The sequence below is a fragment of the Streptomyces sp. NPDC012935 genome (assembly GCF_042900345.1).
In the GTDB taxonomy this organism is placed as follows: Bacteria; Actinomycetota; Actinomycetes; order Streptomycetales; family Streptomycetaceae; genus Streptomyces.
Window position 1 is genome coordinate 26,218 of record NZ_JBIBBC010000015.1, and the last position, 21,716, is coordinate 47,933.

A 21,716-nucleotide genomic window follows, 5' to 3' on the forward strand; every position below is an offset into this window, starting at 1 on the left:
ACCGGGCCACGGCCGGTTGTGCGGCTCCCGAACGGGTCTGTGGGGGCGTCTGCTCGAGTCGCCCGGCTCAGTCGGTCGTGAAGTTGTGCAGTCCGGGCACGTGCAGGGTGCCGCCGAACTGGCCTGCCTGGGTGACCTTCACCTTTGTGAAGTAGATCAGCGGGATGTTCAGCGGCGGCGGGTGCTCCGGGTCGAACGTGACCGGGATCAGACCGAGCAGGTTGCCGGAGATGCTCTCGGTGTACATCACCGTCTTGCCGTTGCGGATCGTGGACGTCGAGCCCTCGGCCGCCTGCACGTGGTACGTCTTGCCGGACTGCTTGTCCTTGACCGTCTGGTGCAGGTCGCCGATGTCGGTGCCGTCGGAGATGACGTACTTCAGCACCTTCTTGGTGGTGCCGTTGGCCGTCTTCACCTTGACGATGCCCTGGTAGTCGGCACCCTTCAGTAGCAGCGAGCTGGCGTTCAGGAACCACGGGTCGTCGGGCAGCGGCACGGGGTTGTCGACGCCGCCCTCCTCGTCCGTGGCGGCCGGGCAGTTCTCCGGGTCCGTGGTGGAGCTCGCGGAGGGGCTCGGCGTGGCGGTGGCCTCGTCGGCCGCCTCCTGGACCGCCTCGGTGGTGTCCTCGGCCGCCTCGGTCGCCTTGTCGGTGGCGCCCTCGACGGTGTCCTTCACCGCGTCGGTGGCCTTGTCGGCGGTCTCCTTGACGGGGTCGGACGACTCGGAGGTGTCCGTGCCGGACGTGCCGGAATCGGCGGATCCGGACGACGTCTCCTCGCTCGCGCTCGCGGAGGGCGTGGGCGTCGGGCTCGCCGACTCCTCGCCCTTCGAACCGCCCGTGAAGATGCCGGAGATGGCGTCGCCGATGTCCTCCAGCACGTTGCCGCCGCTCTCGGACGGTGCGGGGGACGCCGTGGCCGAGTCGCCGGCCTGGGCCTCGCCCTCCTTGCTCGGCGACGGGGTCGGCGTGGGCTCGGCCGCGTCGTCGGAACCTGAATCCGACGAGGAGGAGTCGCCCGCGGAGTCCGAAGAACCCGACGTGTCCGAGGAGTTGTCCGAGGAGCCGGAGGAGTCCGATGAGTCCGAGGAGTCCTGGCCGGAGGAGGCCGACGGCGTCGGCTCAGCCGGCTCGTCCTTGTCCGTGGACTCACTGGCGCTGGGGGACGCGGACGCCGAGGCGTCGTCCTCCAGTGCCGCCACGCACTCCTTGTACTCGTCCGCGGTGAGGCTGTTGGACGTCGGCTTGGTGGCGTTGTCGCTGTCGGCCTGCGCGAGCGTGGGCGTGAATCCCATGCCCATGAGGACCGCCGTCGGCATCGCCGCCAGGGCTATCGCCTTGCCGGCCGGCATCTGGAACCTGGTGAACAGCGGCTTCTTGGGCGCCGCGTGACGCGGCCCGGATCTCACACGGGACTTGTCCACCTCAGTCCCGTGGGTCACCTCGTCAGCCGGCACTGTGCCTCCCGTTCGCCCCGTTCGCCGGGCTCGTTCCTGACAGATCGTTCGGCTCGCCCACCACAGGCTTGAGGATCGTGGTGTCGGGGTCCGCGGCACCCTCGGGTGCGCTCCCCGCCCCCGTCGTGTCCGCCGCGTCCGTCTGAGCCGGCTGTGCGTCGGCGTCCCCGCCGGGCACCCATGACACGGCCATGGCCCCGCCGATGAGGGCGAAGAGGAAGCCGATCAGGAAGCCGCCGATGTTGGACAGCGGGATGGACACCAGCGCCAGCAGGATCGCCGCGACGCCCGCGAAGGTGCGGACATGCTTTTGGAACCAGAGAGTGAAGCCGAGCACGACGAGCAGCACACCGATGATCAGGGAGCTGGAGCCCCCCGCGGTCTGCATCGCCAGCGTCAGGTGGCCGATCTGAAGGTTCGCGTATGGGAAGTAGGCGATGGGGAGTCCGCCGAGCATGACGAACAGACCGGCCCAGAACGGCCGCGTACCCCGCCAGGCGCGGAACTGCGTCCTGCGGTGGGTGAACTGGCCGGATACGGCAGGAGTCTCGGCGCTCATGGAAAACAGCTCCCTGCTACGGCTTGCTGTGATGGTGGTGCGGTGGTGGTGAGTTGTGGTGCGTGTGACCGCTTGTGAAGAAAGCGGGCGGAGAGTGGACGGGCGGGGGCGCCATCGGCTCCCCCGCCCGTCAGAGAGTGCTTAGTAGCACTCCTTGACACCCGTCGACAGCGACATCTTCAGACCGCTGAGCTTGAAGGTTCCGGCGGTGGTCGCCCACGCCGTCTGCTTCACGCCGGACAGCGTGGCCTTGTCGGCCTGCTGGGCGAACCCGAAGGGGTTGGCCTGCTCGCCGCCGCCCTTCATGCCCGGACCCTTGTTGGCGTCCTTGGCAGCCACACCGATGTCGATGTTCTCGAACGTCGCGTCGGCCTCGAGGTCGGCGACGTCGATGTAGAGGTTCTTGGCCTCGACCGGCTTGTTCGGGTCCTCGCCTGCCCGCAGGATCAGGCTGACACTCCCGAGGATCGGGATGTTGGGGGTGACCACGGACTGGCACATGTTGCTGATCGTCGCGGACTTGAACCCCGAGACGGCGACGGGGTGAACCGTCTTCTTGCCGGAGAGCGTGTAACCCTCGTCAAGAGCGCCGTACTGCGAGAAGCCCGTGCCGACCAGCTTGTCGGTCGTGACCTTGAACGACTGGCCGGAGACGCTGAACGAAGCGGCGAGAGCGCCCTGCGCGAGGGCGACACCTATCGCAGCCGTGGCGGCGACGCTGGGCACCATGACCACAGCGAACCGCTTCCATCTGGTCCCGCCACGCACCTGGGACTCCATATTTCCTCCTTCTCGGACGTACATCTCCTGGCCCTGGCTGCCACTGTCGACTCGACCGCTCAGCCGGGCAGGGATGGGAGAAGTGCTACGTCCTCGGGAAGGAGAGCGCCCGCCTCGGAGGCGCGAACCGCGCACCGATCACCGGCGATCACCCCCGAGCGACAACCACTGGTCGCGCCTGACACGCATCACGCACAACCTTGCTGGACAGGCTTCGCCAGGTGGGCGAAGACCCCCCTGTCCAAGAGCCGGCGCCACTGCCGCCGACTCTGCTCGGTGGGGACCCAGGAACTCCCGTGACCCAACCGGCTGTCGGGGTGCGGGAATGGACCGAGCGTGGCCGATCGTGGTGCATTCTCGCCGCCCGCACAAGGGGCTTCGTTACTCGGTAGTAACGGGCGGATAACCGAACAACGACCTGCCGGTCTCGGACAGCGACGCAGGGTGGCGTCGGGCGACCGGACAAGTCCATTAATCACCGGACAGATTCCGACAGAACGACGGCTTTGACTTACCCGCAGTAACTGCGGCCGCGATTACCAAGATTTGGTAAAGCGCGGCCGCTCTGATGCCCTCTGGGTCAAACCCTTCACTCGGGCAACACGTGCCCTCGCGTTTAGTTACTGGTCAGAACGGGGTCACTGCCCCGCTCGAAGCCCTGTCAGAACAGGGCGCGCGCCAGCGCCCTGCGGGCCGCCGCCACGCGCGGGTCCTCGCCGCCCACGACCTCGAAGAGCTCCAGCAGTCGCATCCGTACGGTGTCCCGGTCGTCACCCACCGTGCGCTGCACGGTCTCGATGAGTCGTCCGAAAGCGTCCTCGACATGGCCACCCACCAGGTCCAGGTCCGCGGCGGCGATCTGCGCCTGCACATCGGCCGGCTTCTCGGCGGCGTCCTTGCGCACCTGCTGCGGGTCGGCCCCCTGGACGCGCTGCAGCAACTCGGCCTGCGCGAGACCCAGTTTGGCCTCCATGTTCGCCGGGTCCTCGCTCAGCACGTTCTTGTACGCCTGGACGGCACCACCGAAGTCGCCCGCGTCCAGGGCCTGTACGGCGGCCTCCAGCAACGCGTCGTAGGGACCGGCCTGCGGGGCGGGAGCGGCCTGGGCCCCGCCGGGCTCGGCGTCCGGGTCGACGGTGAGACCGGTCAGACCGAAGCGCTGCTCGGCGACGGCGACGAGCTGGTCCAGCGTCTCGCGGATCTGCGCCTCACTCGCCGCGCCCTGGAAGAGCGGCAGCGCCTGTCCGGCGACGACGGCGAACACGGCCGGAATGCCCTGCACGCCGAACTGCTGCATCAGCATCTGGTTGGCGTCGACGTCGATCTTGGCGAGCATGAACCGCCCGGCGTACTCGACGGCGAGCCGCTCCAGCAGCGGGCTGAGCTGCTTGCAGGGCTCGCACCACTCGGCCCAGAAGTCGATGACGACGGGCACCTCGGCGGACCGCTGCAGGACATCCCGCTCGAACCCCGCCTCATCCACATCGATGACGAGGTCGGCGGGCGACACTGCCCCTCCCCCGCCCTGCCGGGCGGACTCGGCACGCGCCTGCTCCGCCTTCGCCTTGGCCTCCTGGGCCGCCTTCACCGCGGCGAGGTCGACGACTCCGCTCATGGACATGTTCCGTGGCTGCATGCGTCTATCCTCCCCCGATCCGCCCGCGCATGTGAAAACGGTCCGAAAGCCGGTCCGGCCCGCTGCTGTTCGACGCCGGGTCCCCACCCGCGTCAGTGGTCATCGCTTTCGCTACGACTCGTAGCGTAATGGCAGTGCGGGGTTCCGGAACACCACCATCCCGTGATCTCCCTCACGACCACACAGGAACCCCCCGGATATGGTCATGGGATGCAGAGCCGCACCGCCGCCCCCCGTCCCGGCCGCCCGCGCAGCGCCGCCGCGGACGCCGCGATCCTGGCTGCGACGCGCGAGGCTCTGGTCGAACTGGGCTGGTCCAAGCTCACTTTGGGAGACGTGGCAACACGCGCGGGGGTTGCAAAGACGACGCTTTATCGCCGCTGGTCCGGCAAGAACGAGCTGGTGGTCGACGCGGTGGCCGAGCTCTTCGACGAGCTGGAGCTCCCCGACCGCGGCTCCCTGGCCGCCGACATCGAGGGCGTGGTCCTGCAGTTCGCGGCGATCCTGGCCCGCCCGGAGGCCAAGAGCGGGCTGATGGCGGTGGTCGCCGAGTCGACGCGCGACGACGCCCTGCGTGAGCGCATCCGCCAGTCCATCGTCGAGCGCCAGAAGGGCCTGGTCCTGCAGGGGCGCTGCCGGGCCCAGGAACGCGGCGAGCTCCCCCCGGAGACGGATGATCCGGAGGAAGCCGCACGCACCGTGGACCTGATCTTCGACGTGGTGGCGGGTGCGGTGGTGCACCGCACCCTGGTCAGCGCGGAGCCGGCCGACGAGGAGTGGGTGCACGGCTTCACGCGCGTGCTGCTCCTCGGCCTCACCGGCGCCGCGTAGAGCTGTGCGGGGTCAGAACCCCGGCGGCTCCGTGTACACCCCCCACTCGTCCCGCAGCACGCCGCAGATCTCGCCCAGCGTCGCCTCGGCCCGTACCGCGTCCAGCATCGGCTCGATCATGTTGGACCCGTTGCGGGCGGCGGCGATCATCGCGTCGAGCGCGGTGCGTACGGCCGCGTCGTCCCGGGCCTCCCGGCGGGCGCCCAGCACCCGTACCTGCTCCCGCTCCACCTCGTGGCTGACCCGCAGGATCTCCAGGTCGCCGGTGACGGAGCCGGTGTGGGCGTTGACCCCGACGACCCTCTTGTCGCCCTTCTCCAGCGACTGCTGGTACCGGAACGCCGACTCGGCGATCTCCCCGGTGAACCAGCCGTCCTCGATGCCCCGCAGGATCCCGGACGTGATCGGCCCGATCGGGTGCCTGCCGTCGGGGTGCGCCCGCAGCCCGCGCTCCCTTATCTGCTCGAAGATCTTCTCGGCGTCGGCCTCGATCCGGTCGGTCAGCTGCTCGACGTACCACGCACCGCCCAGCGGGTCGGCCACATTGGCGACCCCGGTCTCCTCCATGAGCACCTGCTGGGTGCGCAGGGCGATCTCGGCGGCCTGCTCGGAGGGCAGCGCGAGGGTCTCGTCGAGGGCGTTGGTGTGCAGCGAGTTCGTCCCGCCGAGCACGGCGGCGAGCGCCTCCACGGCCGTACGTACGACGTTGTTGTACGGCTGCTGGGCGGTCAGCGAGACACCGGCGGTCTGGGTGTGGAAGCGCAGCCACTGGGCCTTGTCGCTCTTCGCCCCGTACACGTCCCGCATCCAGCGCGCCCAGATCCGGCGGGCGGCCCGGAACTTGGCGATCTCCTCGAAGAAGTCGAGGTGCGCGTCGAAGAAGAAGGACAGCCCGGGCGCGAACACGTCGACGTCCAGCCCGCGCGAGAGCCCCAGCTCGACGTACCCGAACCCGTCCGCCAGCGTGTACGCAAGCTCCTGCGCGGCCGTCGCTCCGGCCTCGCGGATGTGGTAGCCGGAGACGGACAGCGGCTTGTAGGCGGGGATGCCGGCCGCGCAGTGCTCCATGAGGTCGCCGATGAGGCGAAGGTGCGGCTCGGGCTGGAAGAGCCACTCCTTCTGGGCGATGTACTCCTTGAAGATGTCGGTCTGCAGCGTGCCGTTGAGCACGGCCGGGTCGACGCCCTGGCGCTCGGCGGCCACCAGGTACATGCAGAAGACGGGAACGGCCGGACCGCTGATGGTCATGGAGGTCGTCACGTCGCCGAGCGGGATGTCCTTGAACAGGACCTCCATGTCGGCGGCCGAGTCGATGGCGACACCGCAGTGCCCGACCTCGCCCAGGGAACGCGGGTCGTCGGAGTCGCGGCCCATGAGCGTCGGCATGTCGAAGGCGACCGAGAGACCGCCTCCGCCGTTGCCGAGGATCATCTTGTAGCGCTCGTTGGTCTGCTCGGCGTTCCCGAACCCGGCGAACTGCCGGATCGTCCACGTCCGCCCTCGGTAGCCGGTCGGATACAGCCCGCGCGTGAAGGGGTACTCCCCGGGCCACCCGATCCGCTCGAAGCCCTCGTACCTGTCCCCGGGCCTGGGCCCGTACACCGGCTCGACCGGGTCCCCGGAGAGCGTGGTGAAGTCGGCCTCGCGCTTGCGCGAAGCGTCGTAGCGGGCCTGCCAGCGGCGGCGGCCCTCGTCGATGGCGTCAGCGTCCATGCTTCAAATTTACTAGGACGTCCAAGTAAATGTCGATGGCAGACCGCCGTACGCACGCGTACGGCGGTGTGTCAGGCCTTGGCGACAGCCGGAGCCGGGTCCCCGACCAGGGGTTCTACCTCTCGTGTGACCTTGCGCTCCACGAAGAAGGCGGCGAGGGGAATCGTCCCGGAGAGCAGCACCCACAGCAGCTTGCCGAACGACCACTTGGCCTTGGAGCCGAGGTCGAAGGCGAAGACCAGGTAGATGATGTAGAGGAAGCCGTGGACCTGGGAGACGGCAAAGGTGACGTCCTCGCCCATGTCGAAGCCGTACTTGAACACCATGCAGGTGCACAGCACGAGCAGCATCACGGCGGTGACGTAGGCCATCACCCGGTAGCGGGTCAGGACGCTCTTCTTCATGCGTAAGAGCGTAACCAGGCGTTCCGGGAGATCTTGGCGGGGGTCAGCCCTCGTCGAAGTCGTGGGCCGCCACCCGCAGCGGGCGCAGCATCGCGAAGATCTCCGCGCACTCCTCCGCGTCGTACGCCCCGAGCCCGAAGTCCATGGCCATCAGGTCGCGGGTGGCCGCCTCGACGACCTCCCGGCCCTTGTCGGTGATGGAGGCGAGGGTGCCGCGGCCGTCGTTGGGGTTGGGCCGCTTGTCGACCAGACCGGACCTGACCAGCCGGTCGACCGTGTTCGTCACGGAGGTGGGATGCACCATGAGCCGCTCACCGATCTTGGACATCGGCAGTTCCCCGGCCTTGGAGAAGTTGAGCAGCACCAGCGCCTCGTAGCGCGCGAACGTCAGCCCGTACGGCTTGACCACCGCGTCCACCTCGGCGAGCAGGATCTGCTGTGCGCGCATGATCGAGGTGATGGCGGCCATGGACGGCACGTTTCCCCAGCGCTGCTTCCAGAGTTCGTCGGCGCGGGCGATGGGGTCGAAGGGAAGACTGAGCGGCTTCGGCACGGGACCGACCTTACCGGCCGGTCACATGCTGGTCAGCCCCGTCTCGCCCTTCGGTCCCCTGCCCTGCGGCCGCCCTACTCGGCCACCAGGTCCCGGACCTGGAAGACCCCCGTCCACCGGTCGTCGTGCAGACAGGCGTTCATCGGCTCGACCAGGGTCTGGTGGTCCGGGTCGGTCCGCCACCGCCTGACGGAGTCCATGCTCTCCCACTCGCTGGTGAGCAGCCATCGAGCGGGATCGTCGAGGGAGCGGCACAACTGTTCGCCGAGGTGCCCGGGCGCACGCGCGGCACGTTCGAGCACGCCCTGATAGGAGTCCACGAAGTCCGCTTCACGGCCCTCGCGCACATGGAGCAGCCGAATGACCCGCACTCGTTGCATGGTGCTCCCGTCAGGACGGGTCGAGGACGACCGGCAGTTCCGCGAGTCCGCGGAAGGCGGGGAACGGCACGGTCATCCAGCGCGCGTCCTCCGGTGCCACGGCCAGGGCCATGTGCGGGTGCCGCCGGAACAGGGTGGCGAGGGCGAGCTGGAGCTCCAGCCGGGCCAGCGGTGCGCCGGCGCAGTAGTGCGGGCCGTAGCCGAAGGCGAGATGGGAGGCCTGGACGTTCGGGCGCTGGACGTCCATCTCGTTCGGGTCGGCGAACATCTCCGGGTCACGGTTGGCGCCGGTGATCGAGATCTGGACGAGCGCGCCCTTGGGGATGAGCTGGTCGCGGATGACGATGTCCTCCTTCGCCCAGCGGAAGGTGGAGTTCTCCACGGAGCTCTCGAACCGGAAGACCTCCTCGATCGCCGCGGCCAGGGAGGCGTCGTCCCGCAGTGCCAGCCGCTTCTGCTCCGGGCGGCTGAGCAGGTGGTAGACGGTGTTGCCGATCTGGTACGCCGTCGTCTTGTGGCCCGCGAACAGAAGCACCCATGCCGTCGACACGAGTTCGCTGTCGGTGAGCGCGCCTTCCTGGTCCTTGGCTGTCACGAGCGCGCTGAGCAGGCCCGAATCCGGCTCCTTCCGCTTCCGCGCGCACAGTTCCACCAGATACTCGCGGAGATTTCCCTCGGCGATTTCCAGTGCCTTCCTCGCCTCCGGTCCGAAACCGGTCTGCGCGACGGTCGCCGACCATTCCTGAGCCTGTTTGCGCTCGTTTTCCGGGACGCCCAGGAGTTCACAGATCACCTGCAGCGGCAGCGGGAAGCAGAACTCAGGGAGCAGATTGAACGGACCCGACGTCGGACATTGATCCAGCAGCCCGTCGGTGATCTCCTGGATCCGAGTGCGCAGCGATTCCACCCTTTTCGGAGTGAACGTGCTGCCGACGATCCTGCGCAGCCTCGTGTGCTTCGGCGGGTCCGAGAACAGCATGTTGTCGTCGAGCGCGATCGACGAGTCACCGAAAATGCGGTGGTAGGCGTCGATGGCGCCGTACATGTCCTTGCTCAGCCTGGGGTCGGCCAGCGCGGCGCGCCCGTCGTCGTACCGCGTGATGAGGTACGTCTCGACGCCGTGCGGCGGCTTCATCGGGCAGACGGGTGCCGATTCCCGCAGCGTGGCGTACACGGGATGCGGGTTGGCGCGGAACTCCCGGCTGCACGACGAGGCCGCGGCCGCGGCTTCTTCGGGCGACAGTGCCCCGGATTCCTCGGATGCGAAATCTTGCGTCATGACTGTCCCCGGGTAGGCGTGGATTCCGGCGGCCGGATTCCGTCGGTCAGTGCCACCGTTTCCCGGGCGACACCGCGCCGCAAACGGCACTGCGCCAAATGGGTCGGCTCGCCGGAGGACGTGTGGACCGGAGTCCGAACTGGTAAACATCGTCGACGTGAGCGGACACGAAGCGGAATCTGTACCAGTTCTCATCGTCGGCGGATCCCTTGTGGGTCTTTCCACTTCGGTTTTCCTGGGGCGCCTCGGAATTGAGCACATGCTCGTGGAGCGGCATGCCGGGACATCGACGCACCCGCGCGGCCGCGGCAATAATCTCCGCACCATGGAGGTTTTCCGGACCGCCGGCCTGGAGTCCCGCATTCGGAAGGCAGCCAGTGTTCTCGCCGGGAACGACGGCATCCTCCAGGTGGACAAGCTCACCGGGACGGAGCGCCGCTGGATCATCGGGGACATCTCCGGCGGCATGGACGTCTCCCGGGTGAGTTCCGCGGACTGGTGCCTGTGCAGTCAGAACGACCTCGAGCCGGTGCTGTTGAGCTACGCCCGCGAGCAGGGCTCCCACATCCGCTTCAGCTCGGAGCTGCTCTCCTTCACGGAGAACGCGGACGGAGTGCAGGCCCGGATCAGGCGCCGCGAGACCGGTGAGACCTACACCGTGAAGGCCGACTTCCTGGTGGCCGCCGACGGTCCCAGAAGCCCCATCCGCACTCACCTGGGGATCGGCCAGTCGGGGCCGGGCGAGCTGTTCCACAACGTCAGCGTCACGTTCCGCAGCAGGGCACTGAAGAAGTACGTCGGAGAGAAGCGATTCGTCGTCTGCTATGTCACCAACCCCGACGGGGAGGGTGCCCTGCTGCCGGTGGACAACGAGGAGCGCTGGGTGATCCACGTTCCCTGGTATCCCGACCGGGGTGAGGAGCTGGAGGACTTCACGGACGAGAGGCTCGCGGCCCACATCCGTGCCGCGGTCGGCGCGTCGGACATCGACGTCGAGATCACCGGCAAAGCGCCGTGGCACGCGTCGAAGCGGGTCGCGGACAGCTACGGCGAGGGCCGGGTCTTCCTGGCCGGCGACTCGGCCCACGAGATGCCGCCCACCGGGGCGTTCGGCTCCAACACCGGAATCCAGGACGCTCACAACCTCGCCTGGAAGCTGGCCTCGGTGCTGCGCGGCTGGGCCGGCCGGGGGTTGCTCGACTCCTACGAGCAGGAACGGCGGCCCGTCGCCCTCGCGACCGGCACCCGCGCATGCGTCCAGGCGGCCGACGAACAGCACCCCGGATTCAGCCCCGCCGCGGGCCGCAACAACGACCCGGCGGACCTGATGACCGTCGCGCTGTGCTACCGGTACGCGTCGAACGCCGTGGTGGGTGCCCACCCGGAGCAGCCGATCGTGCCCGACACCTTCCAGCTGGGCGGCGAACCGGGCAGCCGTGCACCGCACATGTGGGTCATGCGAGGGGCCGGCCGGGTCTCCACGCTCGATCTGTACGAGCGCTCCTTCGTGCTGCTCGCCGGCTCCGGCGGGCAGAAGTGGCGGACCGCGGTGGAGAAGGCCTCCCTGAATCTGGGTGTCCCCGTCGAGGCCTACCTCGTGGGCACGGGACCCGACCACGACCTCGTCCCCGACACGGACGCCGACTGGGCGGAACTGCACGGCACGGCCGAGGACGGCGCCGTACTCGTACGCCCGGACGGCTTCGTCGCCTGGCGGGCGGACGCCGCGATGCCGGACGCCGACCGCGTCCTGACGAACGTGCTGCAGACCCTGCTCTGCCGCGACTGAACCCCCGTCACCGCTCAACAACCCACACCGAGGACGTTGCCATGACCCTTGCCGGACGCATCGACGTCCACCACCACTTCACCGCTCCGGCCTGGCTGGACTGGGCCGAGGAACGGGGTGTCGTCAGCCGCGAGAAGCTGCCCTGGTGGACCCGCTGGGACCTGAACGCGGCGCTGGAGGTCATGGACAAGAACGGCATCGGCACCTCCGTCATGACCGTCGCGATGCTGGGCCGGTTCCGTGAGCGCGCCGAGCGCCAGGAGAGCGCGCGCGTCGCACTGCGGGCGGCGGCCGACGTCGTGGAGTCCAACCCGGCCCGCTTCGCCTTCTTCACGCCCGTCTTCCTCGACGACCTGGAGCTCTCCTCGTGGAGCGTGCGCCACGGTCTCGACGAGCTCGGTGCCATCGGGGTGAGCACCCGCACGAGCGTGAACGGCGTGTTCCTGGGCGACGAGTCGCACGACCGGCTCCTGCAGGAGCTGAACGAGCGCTCGGCGGTCATCAGCACGCACCCGATGGAGGTGCAGGCCGGCAAGGACGGGGAGGCGGGGCTGCCGGGGATGCCGCCCTTCGTGTGCGACTTCCTGCTGGACACCACCCGCGCGGCGATCAACCTGATCCGCAACGGCACCCTGGACCGCTACCCGAACCTCAGCTTCGTCCTGCCGCACGGAGGGGGCTTCCTCCCCTACATGGCCACCCGTCTCGACCTGTTCGGCGGACGCATCAATCCCCCGATCGAGGCCGGCCGGGTCCGTGACTACCTGCACCGGTTCTACTTCGACACGGCCGGCCCCATGTCGCCGTCCGCCACGCCCACCCTGCTCGCGACGGTGGACCCCGACCGCATCCTCTTCGGCACGGACTGGCCGCCCACCCCCGCGCATGTCATCACCGACAGCGTGACACCCGCGCTGGACAGCGACCCCTTCCTCTCGGAACAGCAGCTCCAGGGCATCAACCGGGAGAACGCGCTGCGGCTGATGCCGGGGCTCGCCCGTCGCTGAACGGCCGCACGACCGAGCCGCCGCCCGCGCCTGTCCGGCGCGGGCGGCGGCTTTCCCCGTTCAGGTCCGCGAGGTGCGGTCCCTCGACGTTCAGTCCTTCGACCAGTGGTAGAAGCGCTGCGCCATCGCGTCCTTCGGACTCCGCCAGGTCTGCGGGTCGTACGGGCTGACGAACGCCTCGAGCTTCCTGCTGATGTCGACGAACTCGGGGTGCCCGGCCACCTTCGCGATGGCGGGGCCCGGGTCCTCCTCGGCCTCGATGAAGTGCATGTACACATCGCCGAACTGGAACAGGGAGCGCTGGGTCACGCCGACGAGGTGCGGGAGTTCGCCGCGGTCGGAGGCCGCGAAGACGCCCGCGATGTCCGGGGCGGACTGCGGGGCCATCCTGGCGACGATCAGTGCGTGGTGCATGCGGCCTCCACACGGTCACGGATGAGGGCCATCTGGATGGGCGAGTTGCGGTTGATGATGTCCGTCATCCCGGCGTCGTCCACCGGGGCGTCGGGCTTCATGGCGAAGTCCTGCGTCCAGTGCATCCGGGTGCCGGCCGGGGTCTCCTCGTACTCCCACACGATGTTCATGTACTCGAAGGGGCCGGTCTCGACCCTGCGGGCGCGCACGACGAGCTTCTCGCGGTCGGCGACCCGCTCCGAGACCCAGCTCCACACCTTGCCGTTCTCGTCGGGATGCATGGTCAGGCGGAAGGTCACCGTGTCGCCCTCGCGGGACAGCACGTCGCAGGACGCGTACTCGCTGAACAGCTGGGGCCATCTCGCCAGGTCGTTCGTCATGTCCCAGACGAGGTCGACGGGAGCGGCGATGGTGATTTCGTTCTCGGTGTGTCCGGCCACTTCAGGCTCCTGTCGTGAGGCTGCCGTTGACGAGGTCGAGGAAGGCGCGGGGGCTCTTGCAGCGCTCCGCGTCGGTGGGCAGCGCCTGGCCGTGCCGGTTCTCCAGCTCGCCCACGATGCCGAGGAGGCCGAGCGAGTCGAGCCCGAATTCGGAGAAGGGCGTCTCAGCCCGCGCTTCGAGGTCCTGCGCGTCGACGGACACGCCGGCGGCCTGCTTCATCAGCGCGGCCAGCTCGGCGACGGTCACTTGGGTCACTCCGGTGGTCATGAGGTTCTCCTTGTCGTTCTAAACGGAGGCTTCGGGTCCCCGGCGAAGGACCAGCGCCGCGTTGGAGCCCATCAGTCCCCTGCTGAGGACCAGGGCCGTGCGGAGCTCGGCCGGGCGAGCCGTGCCGGTCACCAGATCGATGTCGTGGCAGATGTCGAAGACGCCCGGCGTCGGCGGTACCTGCCCGTGCTCCATGGCCTGCACCGCGGCCACGATGTCCAGCAGGGGCGCCCCGCAGTACGACCGCCCGATGCCGGACTTGGGGGCGGTGACCGGCACTCGGGTACCGTGCCGGCCGAGGGCGTCGGCGAGGGCGAGCGCCTCGGCACGGTCCGCGGCGGGCACGCCCATCGCGTCGGCGAAGACCACGTCGATCTCCTCCGGCGCGCAGCCGGCCTCGTCGAGGGCGCCGCGGACGGCCTGCGCGAGGCCCTCGCGCGACCGGTCCCAGCGCGAGGCACCCGTGAAGGTGGACGCGTGTCCCGCCACGGTGGCCCGGACGGCCGCCTCCCGGCGCTGTGCCCGGTCCAGGTCCTCCACGACCAGCACGGCACCGCCCTCGGCGGGCACGAACCCGCAGGCCGCCGAGGTGAAGGGACGGTAGGCGCGGGCCGGGTCCTCGACGGTGCTGAGCTCGGGGTAGCCGAGCTGGCAGACCCCCGAGTACGGGGCGAGCGGTGCCTCGGCGGCCCCGACCACGACCACGTCCGTGCCCCGCTGGACCGCCCGTGCGGCGTGCGCGACGGCGTCCAGGCCGCCCGCCTCGTCGCTGGCCACCACCCCGCAGGGGCCCTTGAAGCCCTTGCGGATGGAGATCTGGCCCGTGCTGGCCGCGTAGAACCAGGCGATGGACTGGTAGGGCCCGACGAACCGGGATCCCTTGCCCCACAGCTTCTGCAGTTCCCGCTGGCCGAACTCGCCGCCGCCGGACCCGGCCGCCGTGACCACACCGACCGAGTACGGGGAGTCGGCGGCGCTGCTGCTCAGTCCCGCGTCCTGCAGGGCGGCGTCGGCGGCGGCCAGCGCGAAGTGGGTGAACTTGTCGGTCTGGACGAGGAAGGTCTCCTCGATCAGCGCCGACGGGTCGAATCCGCGGACCTCCCCGGCGACCCGGAGCGGAAGGTGCTCGCAGCCCTCCCGGGTGACCCGGTCCAGTACGCTCGCGCCCTCCTTGACGGACTTCCAGTAGGTGTCCGCGTTCAGGCCGTTGGGCGCGACCACACCCATTCCGGTGACCGCTGTGCGCCGGGTGCGTTGACCACTCATCGTCGTCTCCTCCCAGTCGGCCCCGTCAGGAGCACCGCGGACTGGAACCCGCCGAAGCCGCTGCCCACGGAGAGCACGTTGTCGAGCCTGCGGGGGCGAGCGGTGCGCGGGACGTAGTCCAGGTCGCACTCGGGGTCCGGGGTCTCGTAGTTCGCCGTCGGCGGTACCACCTGCCGGGCCAGCGCCAGCACACAGGCGACGACCTCGATCGCGCCGATCGCGCCCAGCGAGTGGCCCACCATGGACTTGATGGAGCTCATCGGCGTGTCGTAGGCGTGGGAGCCCAACGACTTCTTGACCGCGGCGGTCTCGTGCCGGTCGTTCTGGCGGGTGCCCGAGCCGTGCGCGTTGACGTAGTCGATCTCGGTGGGGTCCACGCGCGCGTGGTCGAGCGTGTCGTCGATGGCGCGGGCCATCTCCAGGCCCTCACTGGTGAGTCCGGTCATGTGGTACGCGTTGCCGAAGGTGGCATAGCCGCCGATCTCGCAGTAGACGTGCGCGCCGCGCGCCCGGGCGTGCTCCAGCTCCTCCAGGACCAGCACCGCGGCGCCCTCGCCCATGACGAATCCGTCGCGGTGGGCGTCGAAGGGGCGGGAGGCGTGCTCGGGGTCGTCGTTGTTGGGCGACGTGGCCTTGATGGCGTCGAAGCAGGCCATGGTGATCGGGGAGATCGGCGAGTCCGACGCCCCGGCTATGCAGATGTCGGCGCGGCCCTCCTCGACGGTGTGGAAGGCGTAGCCCACCGCGTCGAGTCCGGAGGTGCAGCCGGTGGACACGGTCTGCACCGGGCCCTGGGCGCCGAACCGTTCGGCGACGTCGGCCGCGAGCGTGCTGGGCGAGAACGCCCGGTGCAGCTGCGGCTCGGCGTTGCGGTGGTCGACGTCCCAGCGCTTCCCGTGCTCGCTGACCAGGACGTAGTCGTGCTCCAGCCGGGTCGTGCCGCCCACCGCGCTGCCCAGGGACACGGCCACGCGCCAGGGGTTCTCGGCGGCGAAGTCGACACCGCTGTCGGTGACGGCCTCCTGTGCGGCGACCAGGGCGAACTGTATGTACCGGTCGGCGCGTTCGGCGATGCCGGGTTCGAGGCCGTGCGCGAGGGGCTCGAAGTCGCACTCGGCGGCTATCCGGGACCGCAGGCCCTCGGGGTCGAACAGGGTGATGCCACGGGTCGCCGTACGGCCGTTGGAGAGGAGGTCCCAGAACGCCGGGACCCCGATTCCGCCGGGGGCGACCACACCTATGCCGGTTACCGCCACGCGCCGGGTCACGAGAGCACTCCGGGTCGCTCGGGCTGCCCGCCCTCCTCCTGGACGAGCGGGTACGCCTTGATGTCGTCGCTGAGCTCCGGCGCCTCGGTGTCGACGTGGCCGAGCTTGGGGTTCGGTGCGAGCGGGCTCAGATGGAAGACCATGCGGGCCTCCTCGTCACCGACGTTGCGGAAGCGGTGCCGCATGTCGATGGGGATCATCAGGCCCTGGTCGGAGCGCAGGGAAAACGTTTCTCCATCGAGGTCGACCTCCAGCCTGCCCTCGACGACGTAGATGAACTCCTCGGAGTACGGGTGGTAGTGCTCGCTGATGCGTTCGCCGGGCCGCATGATGGCCAGGCCCATGAAGCCGCTCGTGGCACCCACCGTGACCGGGGTGAGCAGGGTGCGCAGGTCGCCGCCGCGCTTGCGGTTGGGCTCGATCTCTTTCACGTCCACGACGCGCGGGCGCATCTTGTCCATGGTCTGTCTCCAGGTCGTTCGGTGGGGTGATGGTCCCTGCGCGGTCAGGACTGCGCAGCCCTGCGGTCGGTGATGAGCGCCATGTCGGCGTGCGTCAGGAGGCGGGTCGCCTCGCGCCCGCCGGTGAACGGACCGGCCACGCCGAGCGCTTCGGTGTCGAGCAGCCGGGCCAGCACGGCGGCCTTCCTCGGGCCGTGGACGCCGAGCGCCATGACCGGGTCGGTCTCGGGATCACCCCGTACGTCGATGAGGCGGACGACGATGTCCTCGCGCTGGAAGACGGTGCTGCGGTGCACGGGGCCGGCCGGGTCGGCCGCCGCGGTCGCGTCCTGCCGCGAGAGCAGCCGGGCCAGCGCCATTCCGCAGCCCTTGCGGGCCGGGTAGTACAGGGCGTGCCGCTTGATGTCGTCCGGCTCCGGGCCGCCGCGTGCCACGTGATGGACGGGCGGCATGGCGGCGCGGATGAAGAACGTCCGGGCCGATTCGGGGTCGGACAGGTCCCGGTGCTGCTCCAGATGCGGGTTGAGGGCCTCCTCGACCGCGCGCACCTCGGGCTGGCGCGAGACGTGGCGCAGGGCCGCCATCAGGTCGCCCTCCACCTCTACGGTGCGCACGACCCGGTTGCCGTGCATGAAGAGGGTGGTGCGGCGCAGCCGCGTGGTGTCGTCCACGCGGGCCTCGGGCGGTGCGTATCCGGCGAGGATCTCCGCGACCTTGGACTCGGAGCCGGGCTTGACGGTGAAGGTCAGGGCGTGGCGGATCACGCCGTCGCCCACCCTTACGGCCGTCTGGAGTCCGCCGGCCTTTTCCGGGCGGACGCCGCCGGTCTCGCGGACGATGCCGTACCGCATCGAGCGCAGCTCGCGGACGCAGCTCTGCAGGGGCCGGACCGTCTCGAGATGCTCTTCACTGTTCACCCAGGCGAGGTACGGCGGGGCGGTGGCCCACTCGCTCGTGATGAGCCACTGGGACGGGTTCTCCAGGGACTGGCACAGCTGGTCACCGAGGTGACCGGGGACCGACGCGACTCGGTCGCGCATGTGCTCGTAGGCGTCCAGGAACTGTTGCTCGGCACCTTCGTGGAGGTCGACGAGAAGGAGGACTCGCATCCTGGAGCCGTCGAACGCCGACTGGGATGTAAAGGGCGAAGTGGTCATCCGGCAGACCCTTCCTTCGCGGGAGCAAGCGGCGGCCGTCCGTGTCCACCAGCGCGAACGCGGGTTTCGGCCCTGAGCCTTCATCGTGGGTCAGGGCTCTGGGGTCCGCGAGCCATGCGGGCCAAAGGGGGGAACTGGTTGCGCGCTTGTGCCCGCCGGCCGCCGACGCTGCGTCAGGCGGGGGCGGGTGTGGGTGCCAAGAAGGAGGTGCCGGGGGGCAGTTCGCACGGGCGCGGGCCGCCTCCGGCGGTGGGGCGGGATGCCTGCGGCGGCCTGTGGCGCCGAGTGGGGGTTCGCGTAGCGCCTGACGGTGCGTTGGGGGTCGGGGCCGCGCCGGGGGTCCGGCCTCGGTCGGGCGGTCGAGGTCGGGCAAGAGGGGCTGTGTCTTGAGGCCCGCCGCTGCGGGCGGACCCTCCGGCACGCCCCCTTCGCGCCGTACGGGGGTGCCGCGCCGCAGGGGTACGCGCACGACGTCGGGGCGGCTACTGCGCCAGGTGGCGCTCCACCGTTTCCACCTTGGAGGTGAGGCCGTCCGTCACGGTGGGCCTGATGTCGGCCTTGAGGACCAGCGATACGCGCGGGGCCCGTTCCTCCACGGCCGCCACGGCGCGTCTGACCACGTCCATGACCTCGTCCCAGTCGCCCTCGATCGAGGTGAACATCGCGTCGGTGCGGTTGGGCAGGCCGGACTCGCGGACCACGCGGACGGCGTCGGCGACGTACTCCCCCACGTCCTCGCCGACGCCGAGCGGCGTCACGGAAAACGCGACGATCATGCGCCCACGATTCCTTCCTTGCGGGCGCGAGTGGCGATCACCGCGTCCTCGGCCTCGCGCTTGAGCTTGCGCTCGGCGAAGAAGCCGCCGGTCGGCAGGACGGAGAGGACGAAGTAGAGCGCCGCGGTCTTCAGGGACCACTTGGTGCGGTTCCAGGCGTCCGCCCAGAAGATCACGTACAGGATGAAGAGCACGCCGTGGACCATGCCCATCACGGGCACCGCGTTGAAGTCGGTCGTCCGCTTCAGCACCGAGCACAGGAGCAGGAGCAGGAACGACACCGCCTCGGGGGCAGAGACGAGACGGAGGCGGCGGAGGGCGGTGGCGGTCTTGATGTCCACGGGTCACCTTCGGTGGGTTCGGAGGGAGAGACGTCGGTCGGCTCGGATCAGCTTGTGAACACAAGCACAAACGCTCACCCATTGTGGCAAACGCCGGCCACCGGGTCGGCATCGGGTGGGTGACGACGTCTGCGCGTCCGGGCGGCGGATCGGGATCGGCCGGTCCCCTGATCTCTCAGGGGACCGTCAGGGGTGAAGTCCGTCTCTGGGATCTGTTGGCGGCAGGCCCCGGCGGCTACCTTCGCTGCGTGGCGATGTTCCGACTGCAAGGCAGCAAGGTGCTCGCCGTCGACATGACCGGCGATGCCGTGAAGGCGAAGAACGGCTCGATGGTCGCGTACGACGGGCAGATGGCCTTCAAGAAGATGAGCGGCGGCGGTGAGGGCATCCGGGGCATGGTGACCCGGCGGCTCACCGGTGAGCAGATGACGGTGATGGAGGTGAAGGGGCATGGGACGTGCTGGTTCGCGGACCGTGCCTCCGAGATCAATCTCGTGAACCTCCAGGGAGACAAGCTGTACGTGGAGTCGAGCAATCTGCTCGCCACGGACGGCGGGCTGCGGACCGGTACGTCCTTCACTGGGATGCGCGGCGCCTCGCAGGGCAATGGGCTCTTCACGACGACCGTCGAAGGGCACGGGCAGGCGGCGATCATGTCGGACGGGCCGGCCGTCGTACTGCGGGTCAGCTCGCAGTATCCGCTGACCGTCGATCCCGGCGCCTATGTGGCCCACCAGGGGAACCTGCGGCAGTCCTTCCAGTCCGGTGTGACCTTCCGCACCTTCCTGGGCGAGGGCGGTGGCGAGGCCTTCCAGATCCGCTTCGAGGGGGACGGGCTGGTGTACGTACAGCCGAGCGAGCGGAACACGATCGCGGGGGATGTCTGAGATGACCTTCCGTGAGATCAACTCCAAGATGGTCGAGGCGACCGTCATGTCGGGCCAGCGGCTGTTCAGTCAGCGCGGGGCGATGCTCGCCTACCAGGGCGAGGTGTCCTTCACTCCCAACACGGCCGGCGGCCAGGGCGGGATCATGTCGATGATCGGGCGCCGGGTGGCGAACGAGGACACCCCGCTGATGACCGTCGAGGGCAACGGCACGGTGCTCTTCGGGCACGGCGGCCACCACGTCCAGGTGATCAACCTCGCCGGCGACACCCTGTGCGTCGAGGCGGACCGCCTCCTCGCCTTCGAGGGCACCCTCCAGCAGGGCACGATGTTCCTCGGCTCGCAGGGCGGGGTCATGGGCATGGTCCGCGGGCAGATCAGCGGTCAGGGGCTGTTCACGACCACCCTCAAGGGGCACGGGGCCGTCGCCGTCATGGCGCACGGCGGCGTCTTCGAGATCCCGATCACCCCGCAGCGGCCCGTCCACGTCGACCCCCAGGCCTACGTCGCCCACCACGGCGACGTACGCAACAAGCTGTCCACGGCCCTGGGCTGGCGCGACATGGTGGGCCGCGGCTCAGGCGAGGCCTTCCAGCTGGAGCTCAGCGGCAACGGTGCGGTGTACGTCCAGGCGTCGGAGGAGAAACTGTGAGCGCCCCCTACCCAGCCCCCGGCGGCCCCGCGGTCCTCGACCCGATGACGCTGCCGTCCGACGAGAACGTCAACGCCTACACCTTCTGCGTGGAGCTCAAGGGGAGCCAGTGGTTCCTGCAGAAGGGGAAGATGATCGCCTACTACGGCTCGATGGACTTCAACGGCGTCGGGCACGGCCGACTCGACCGACTTGTCCGTACGTCCTTCCATTCGCCACTGCACGCGAGCGACTGGGTCGTGGCGGAGGGCAACGGCAAGATGCTGCTGGCCGACCGGGCCTTCGACGTCAACTCGTACGACCTCGAAGACGGCAACCTGACCATTCGCTCCGGCAATCTGCTCGCTTTTCAGCCAACTCTTGCTCTCAAGCAATCGATCGTGCCGGGTTTTCTGACACTCATCGGAACCGGAAAGTTCGTGGCCGCATCTAACGGGCCGGTGGTGTTCATGGAACCCCCGATCCGGGTGGACCCACAGGCGCTCGTCGGCTGGGCCGACTGCCCCTCCCCGTGCCATCACTACGACCATGGCTACATGACCGGCGTGATGGGCGGTCTACGTGCACTGACAGGCCTCGGCGGGGCCTCCGGAGAGGAGCATCAGTTCGAGTTCGTCGGAGCCGGTACGGTCCTGCTCCAGTCGAGCGAGACCCTCATGGCCGAGCAGGCCACGGGGGCGGTTCCACCGGAGCCCGGAGTGCCCGGTTCCGGAGGGACGCACACAGGCCCTTCACAACAGGCCGGGGCACCGCGCCTTCCCGGACAGCTGGGAGACCTCCAGCGTCGCTTCGGGCTGTGAGCGGTAGTCTGCGGAGTGTGACATCGAACGTGTGCGCACACAGTCGCGTCACAGAAAACCCCTCACTAGTTCGCCTTTCAACTTTTTAGGTAGACTTCATTCATGGAGACCGAGACGGCCACCCGCTGGCTGACCGATGCGGAGCAGTGCGCCTGGCGCACCCACCTGGAGGTCAACAGGCTGTTGACGTACCAGCTCGAAAAAGACCTGCAGCCGTTCGGCCTGACAATGAACGACTACGAGATCCTGGTGAACCTCTCCGAGTCGGAGGACGTACGGATGCGGATGAGCGACCTCGCGTCGGCCACCCTCCAGTCCAAGAGCCGCCTCTCCCACCAGATCACCCGCATGGAGAACGCGAACCTGGTCCGCCGCGAGAACTGCGAGTCCGACCGCCGTGGGCTCTACGCCGTCCTCACCGATCACGGCATGGAGACCATGCAGAAGGTCGCGCCGCACCACGTGGCGTCCGTGCGCCGGCACTTCATCGACCTGCTGTCCCCCGACGCCCTGGCGGAGCTCGACAAGGGGCTGAAGCCGATCGCGGAGCACCTGCGCGGGCAGCGCGGACGTCCGTGACACCCGGGTAGGTCCCACTT

At 69.2% G+C, this 21,716-nt stretch carries 25 protein-coding genes; 7 read left to right on the top strand and 18 right to left on the bottom strand.

Annotation, left to right across the window (positions count from 1 at the left end; all coding sequences use genetic code 11):
• Positions 1 to 67: 67 nt before the first annotated feature.
• From ACFY5C_RS30080 to ACFY5C_RS30095, 4 genes are all read right to left on the bottom strand, one after another.
• Entirely contained in the window at positions 68 to 1,456 is a 1,389-nt protein-coding gene (locus ACFY5C_RS30080; RefSeq protein WP_389449813.1) for a hypothetical protein, read from the bottom strand.
• On the bottom strand, positions 1,446 to 2,015 hold the full coding sequence (locus ACFY5C_RS30085) for a DUF6114 domain-containing protein (RefSeq protein ID WP_389449816.1): 570 nt from the start codon (positions 2,013 to 2,015) through the stop codon (positions 1,446 to 1,448). The genes ACFY5C_RS30080 and ACFY5C_RS30085 overlap by 11 nt, the downstream gene beginning before the upstream one ends.
• A gap of 141 nt (positions 2,016 to 2,156) precedes the next feature.
• The gene (locus ACFY5C_RS30090; RefSeq protein ID WP_389449819.1) at positions 2,157 to 2,795 is read right to left on the bottom strand and encodes a DUF6230 family protein; all 639 of its coding nucleotides are present in this window, start codon (positions 2,793 to 2,795) and stop codon (positions 2,157 to 2,159) included.
• Between the two features lie 661 nt (positions 2,796 to 3,456).
• Positions 3,457 to 4,431 carry a tetratricopeptide repeat protein gene (locus tag ACFY5C_RS30095; protein WP_389449822.1) on the bottom strand — a complete coding sequence of 325 codons (975 nt, stop codon included), beginning with the start codon at positions 4,429 to 4,431 and terminating at the stop codon, positions 3,457 to 3,459.
• Positions 4,432 to 4,641: 210 nt separating this feature from the next.
• Here ACFY5C_RS30095 and ACFY5C_RS30100 point away from each other — a divergent pair, with 210 nt between their 5' ends.
• Positions 4,642 to 5,262: a TetR/AcrR family transcriptional regulator gene (locus tag ACFY5C_RS30100; RefSeq protein WP_389449825.1), complete on the top strand. Its 621-nt coding sequence runs from the start codon at positions 4,642 to 4,644 to the stop codon at positions 5,260 to 5,262.
• 12 nt (positions 5,263 to 5,274) lie between these two features.
• Here ACFY5C_RS30100 and ACFY5C_RS30105 read toward each other — a convergent pair whose 3' ends face one another.
• The 5 genes from ACFY5C_RS30105 to ACFY5C_RS30125 form a co-directional block, all read right to left on the bottom strand.
• The gene (locus ACFY5C_RS30105; RefSeq protein WP_389449828.1) at positions 5,275 to 6,975 is read right to left on the bottom strand and encodes a methylmalonyl-CoA mutase; all 1,701 of its coding nucleotides are present in this window, start codon (positions 6,973 to 6,975) and stop codon (positions 5,275 to 5,277) included.
• 71 nt (positions 6,976 to 7,046) lie between these two features.
• Positions 7,047 to 7,379: a DUF3817 domain-containing protein gene (locus ACFY5C_RS30110; protein ID WP_328879251.1), complete on the bottom strand. Its 333-nt coding sequence runs from the start codon at positions 7,377 to 7,379 to the stop codon at positions 7,047 to 7,049.
• 43 nt (positions 7,380 to 7,422) lie between these two features.
• Positions 7,423 to 7,932: a MarR family winged helix-turn-helix transcriptional regulator gene (locus ACFY5C_RS30115; protein ID WP_389449831.1), complete on the bottom strand. Its 510-nt coding sequence runs from the start codon at positions 7,930 to 7,932 to the stop codon at positions 7,423 to 7,425.
• Between the two features lie 74 nt (positions 7,933 to 8,006).
• Positions 8,007 to 8,312: an antibiotic biosynthesis monooxygenase family protein gene (locus ACFY5C_RS30120; protein WP_389449833.1), complete on the bottom strand. Its 306-nt coding sequence runs from the start codon at positions 8,310 to 8,312 to the stop codon at positions 8,007 to 8,009.
• A gap of 10 nt (positions 8,313 to 8,322) precedes the next feature.
• On the bottom strand, positions 8,323 to 9,591 hold the full coding sequence (locus ACFY5C_RS30125) for a cytochrome P450 (RefSeq protein WP_389449836.1): 1,269 nt from the start codon (positions 9,589 to 9,591) through the stop codon (positions 8,323 to 8,325).
• 157 nt (positions 9,592 to 9,748) lie between these two features.
• Here ACFY5C_RS30125 and ACFY5C_RS30130 point away from each other — a divergent pair, with 157 nt between their 5' ends.
• Together ACFY5C_RS30130 and ACFY5C_RS30135 are read left to right on the top strand one after the other, a co-directional pair.
• Complete coding sequence (locus ACFY5C_RS30130) at positions 9,749 to 11,380, top strand: FAD-dependent oxidoreductase (protein ID WP_389449839.1); 1,632 nt, start codon at positions 9,749 to 9,751, stop codon at positions 11,378 to 11,380.
• 41 nt (positions 11,381 to 11,421) lie between these two features.
• Entirely contained in the window at positions 11,422 to 12,387 is a 966-nt protein-coding gene (locus ACFY5C_RS30135; protein WP_389449842.1) for an amidohydrolase family protein, read from the top strand.
• 90 nt (positions 12,388 to 12,477) lie between these two features.
• Here ACFY5C_RS30135 and ACFY5C_RS30140 read toward each other — a convergent pair whose 3' ends face one another.
• From ACFY5C_RS30140 to ACFY5C_RS30180, 9 genes are all read right to left on the bottom strand, one after another.
• Positions 12,478 to 12,801: a TcmI family type II polyketide cyclase gene (locus ACFY5C_RS30140; protein WP_389449845.1), complete on the bottom strand. Its 324-nt coding sequence runs from the start codon at positions 12,799 to 12,801 to the stop codon at positions 12,478 to 12,480.
• Positions 12,786 to 13,241, bottom strand: coding sequence for an SRPBCC family protein (locus ACFY5C_RS30145; RefSeq protein WP_328423314.1), 456 nt, complete (start codon positions 13,239 to 13,241; stop codon positions 12,786 to 12,788). Before ACFY5C_RS30145 ends, ACFY5C_RS30140 begins: the two co-directional genes overlap by 16 nt.
• Position 13,242: 1 nt before the next feature.
• On the bottom strand, positions 13,243 to 13,509 hold the full coding sequence (locus tag ACFY5C_RS30150; protein WP_389449848.1) for an acyl carrier protein: 267 nt from the start codon (positions 13,507 to 13,509) through the stop codon (positions 13,243 to 13,245).
• Positions 13,510 to 13,527: 18 nt separating this feature from the next.
• On the bottom strand, positions 13,528 to 14,775 hold the full coding sequence (locus ACFY5C_RS30155; RefSeq protein ID WP_389449851.1) for a ketosynthase chain-length factor: 1,248 nt from the start codon (positions 14,773 to 14,775) through the stop codon (positions 13,528 to 13,530).
• Positions 14,772 to 16,043 carry a beta-ketoacyl-[acyl-carrier-protein] synthase family protein gene (locus tag ACFY5C_RS30160; protein ID WP_389449854.1) on the bottom strand — a complete coding sequence of 424 codons (1,272 nt, stop codon included), beginning with the start codon at positions 16,041 to 16,043 and terminating at the stop codon, positions 14,772 to 14,774. Before ACFY5C_RS30160 ends, ACFY5C_RS30155 begins: the two co-directional genes overlap by 4 nt.
• Positions 16,040 to 16,504 carry a cupin domain-containing protein gene (locus ACFY5C_RS30165; RefSeq protein ID WP_389449857.1) on the bottom strand — a complete coding sequence of 155 codons (465 nt, stop codon included), beginning with the start codon at positions 16,502 to 16,504 and terminating at the stop codon, positions 16,040 to 16,042. The genes ACFY5C_RS30160 and ACFY5C_RS30165 overlap by 4 nt, the downstream gene beginning before the upstream one ends.
• A gap of 44 nt (positions 16,505 to 16,548) precedes the next feature.
• Positions 16,549 to 17,661: a SchA/CurD-like domain-containing protein gene (locus tag ACFY5C_RS30170; RefSeq protein WP_389449860.1), complete on the bottom strand. Its 1,113-nt coding sequence runs from the start codon at positions 17,659 to 17,661 to the stop codon at positions 16,549 to 16,551.
• A gap of 482 nt (positions 17,662 to 18,143) precedes the next feature.
• On the bottom strand, positions 18,144 to 18,437 hold the full coding sequence (locus tag ACFY5C_RS30175; protein WP_389449863.1) for an MTH1187 family thiamine-binding protein: 294 nt from the start codon (positions 18,435 to 18,437) through the stop codon (positions 18,144 to 18,146).
• A complete protein-coding gene (locus ACFY5C_RS30180) occupies positions 18,434 to 18,778 on the bottom strand; it encodes a DUF3817 domain-containing protein (RefSeq protein WP_389449866.1) in 345 nt (114 codons plus the stop codon). The genes ACFY5C_RS30175 and ACFY5C_RS30180 overlap by 4 nt, the downstream gene beginning before the upstream one ends.
• 254 nt (positions 18,779 to 19,032) lie before the next feature.
• On the opposite strand from ACFY5C_RS30180, the gene ACFY5C_RS30185 reads away from it, so the two are divergent.
• The 4 genes from ACFY5C_RS30185 (at position 19,033) to ACFY5C_RS30200 (ending at position 21,696) form a co-directional block, all read left to right on the top strand.
• Positions 19,033 to 19,665 (top strand): AIM24 family protein, encoded by a 633-nt coding sequence (locus tag ACFY5C_RS30185; RefSeq protein WP_389450252.1) that lies wholly within the window; start codon positions 19,033 to 19,035, stop codon positions 19,663 to 19,665.
• A 1-nt stretch (position 19,666) separates the two neighbouring features.
• Entirely contained in the window at positions 19,667 to 20,317 is a 651-nt protein-coding gene (locus ACFY5C_RS30190) for an AIM24 family protein (RefSeq protein WP_389450255.1), read from the top strand.
• A gap of 44 nt (positions 20,318 to 20,361) precedes the next feature.
• A complete protein-coding gene (locus ACFY5C_RS30195) occupies positions 20,362 to 21,117 on the top strand; it encodes an AIM24 family protein (RefSeq protein WP_389450258.1) in 756 nt (251 codons plus the stop codon).
• A 102-nt stretch (positions 21,118 to 21,219) separates the two neighbouring features.
• Positions 21,220 to 21,696, top strand: coding sequence for a MarR family winged helix-turn-helix transcriptional regulator (locus ACFY5C_RS30200; RefSeq protein WP_389449869.1), 477 nt, complete (start codon positions 21,220 to 21,222; stop codon positions 21,694 to 21,696).
• The last annotated feature ends 20 nt before the right edge of the window (positions 21,697 to 21,716 follow it).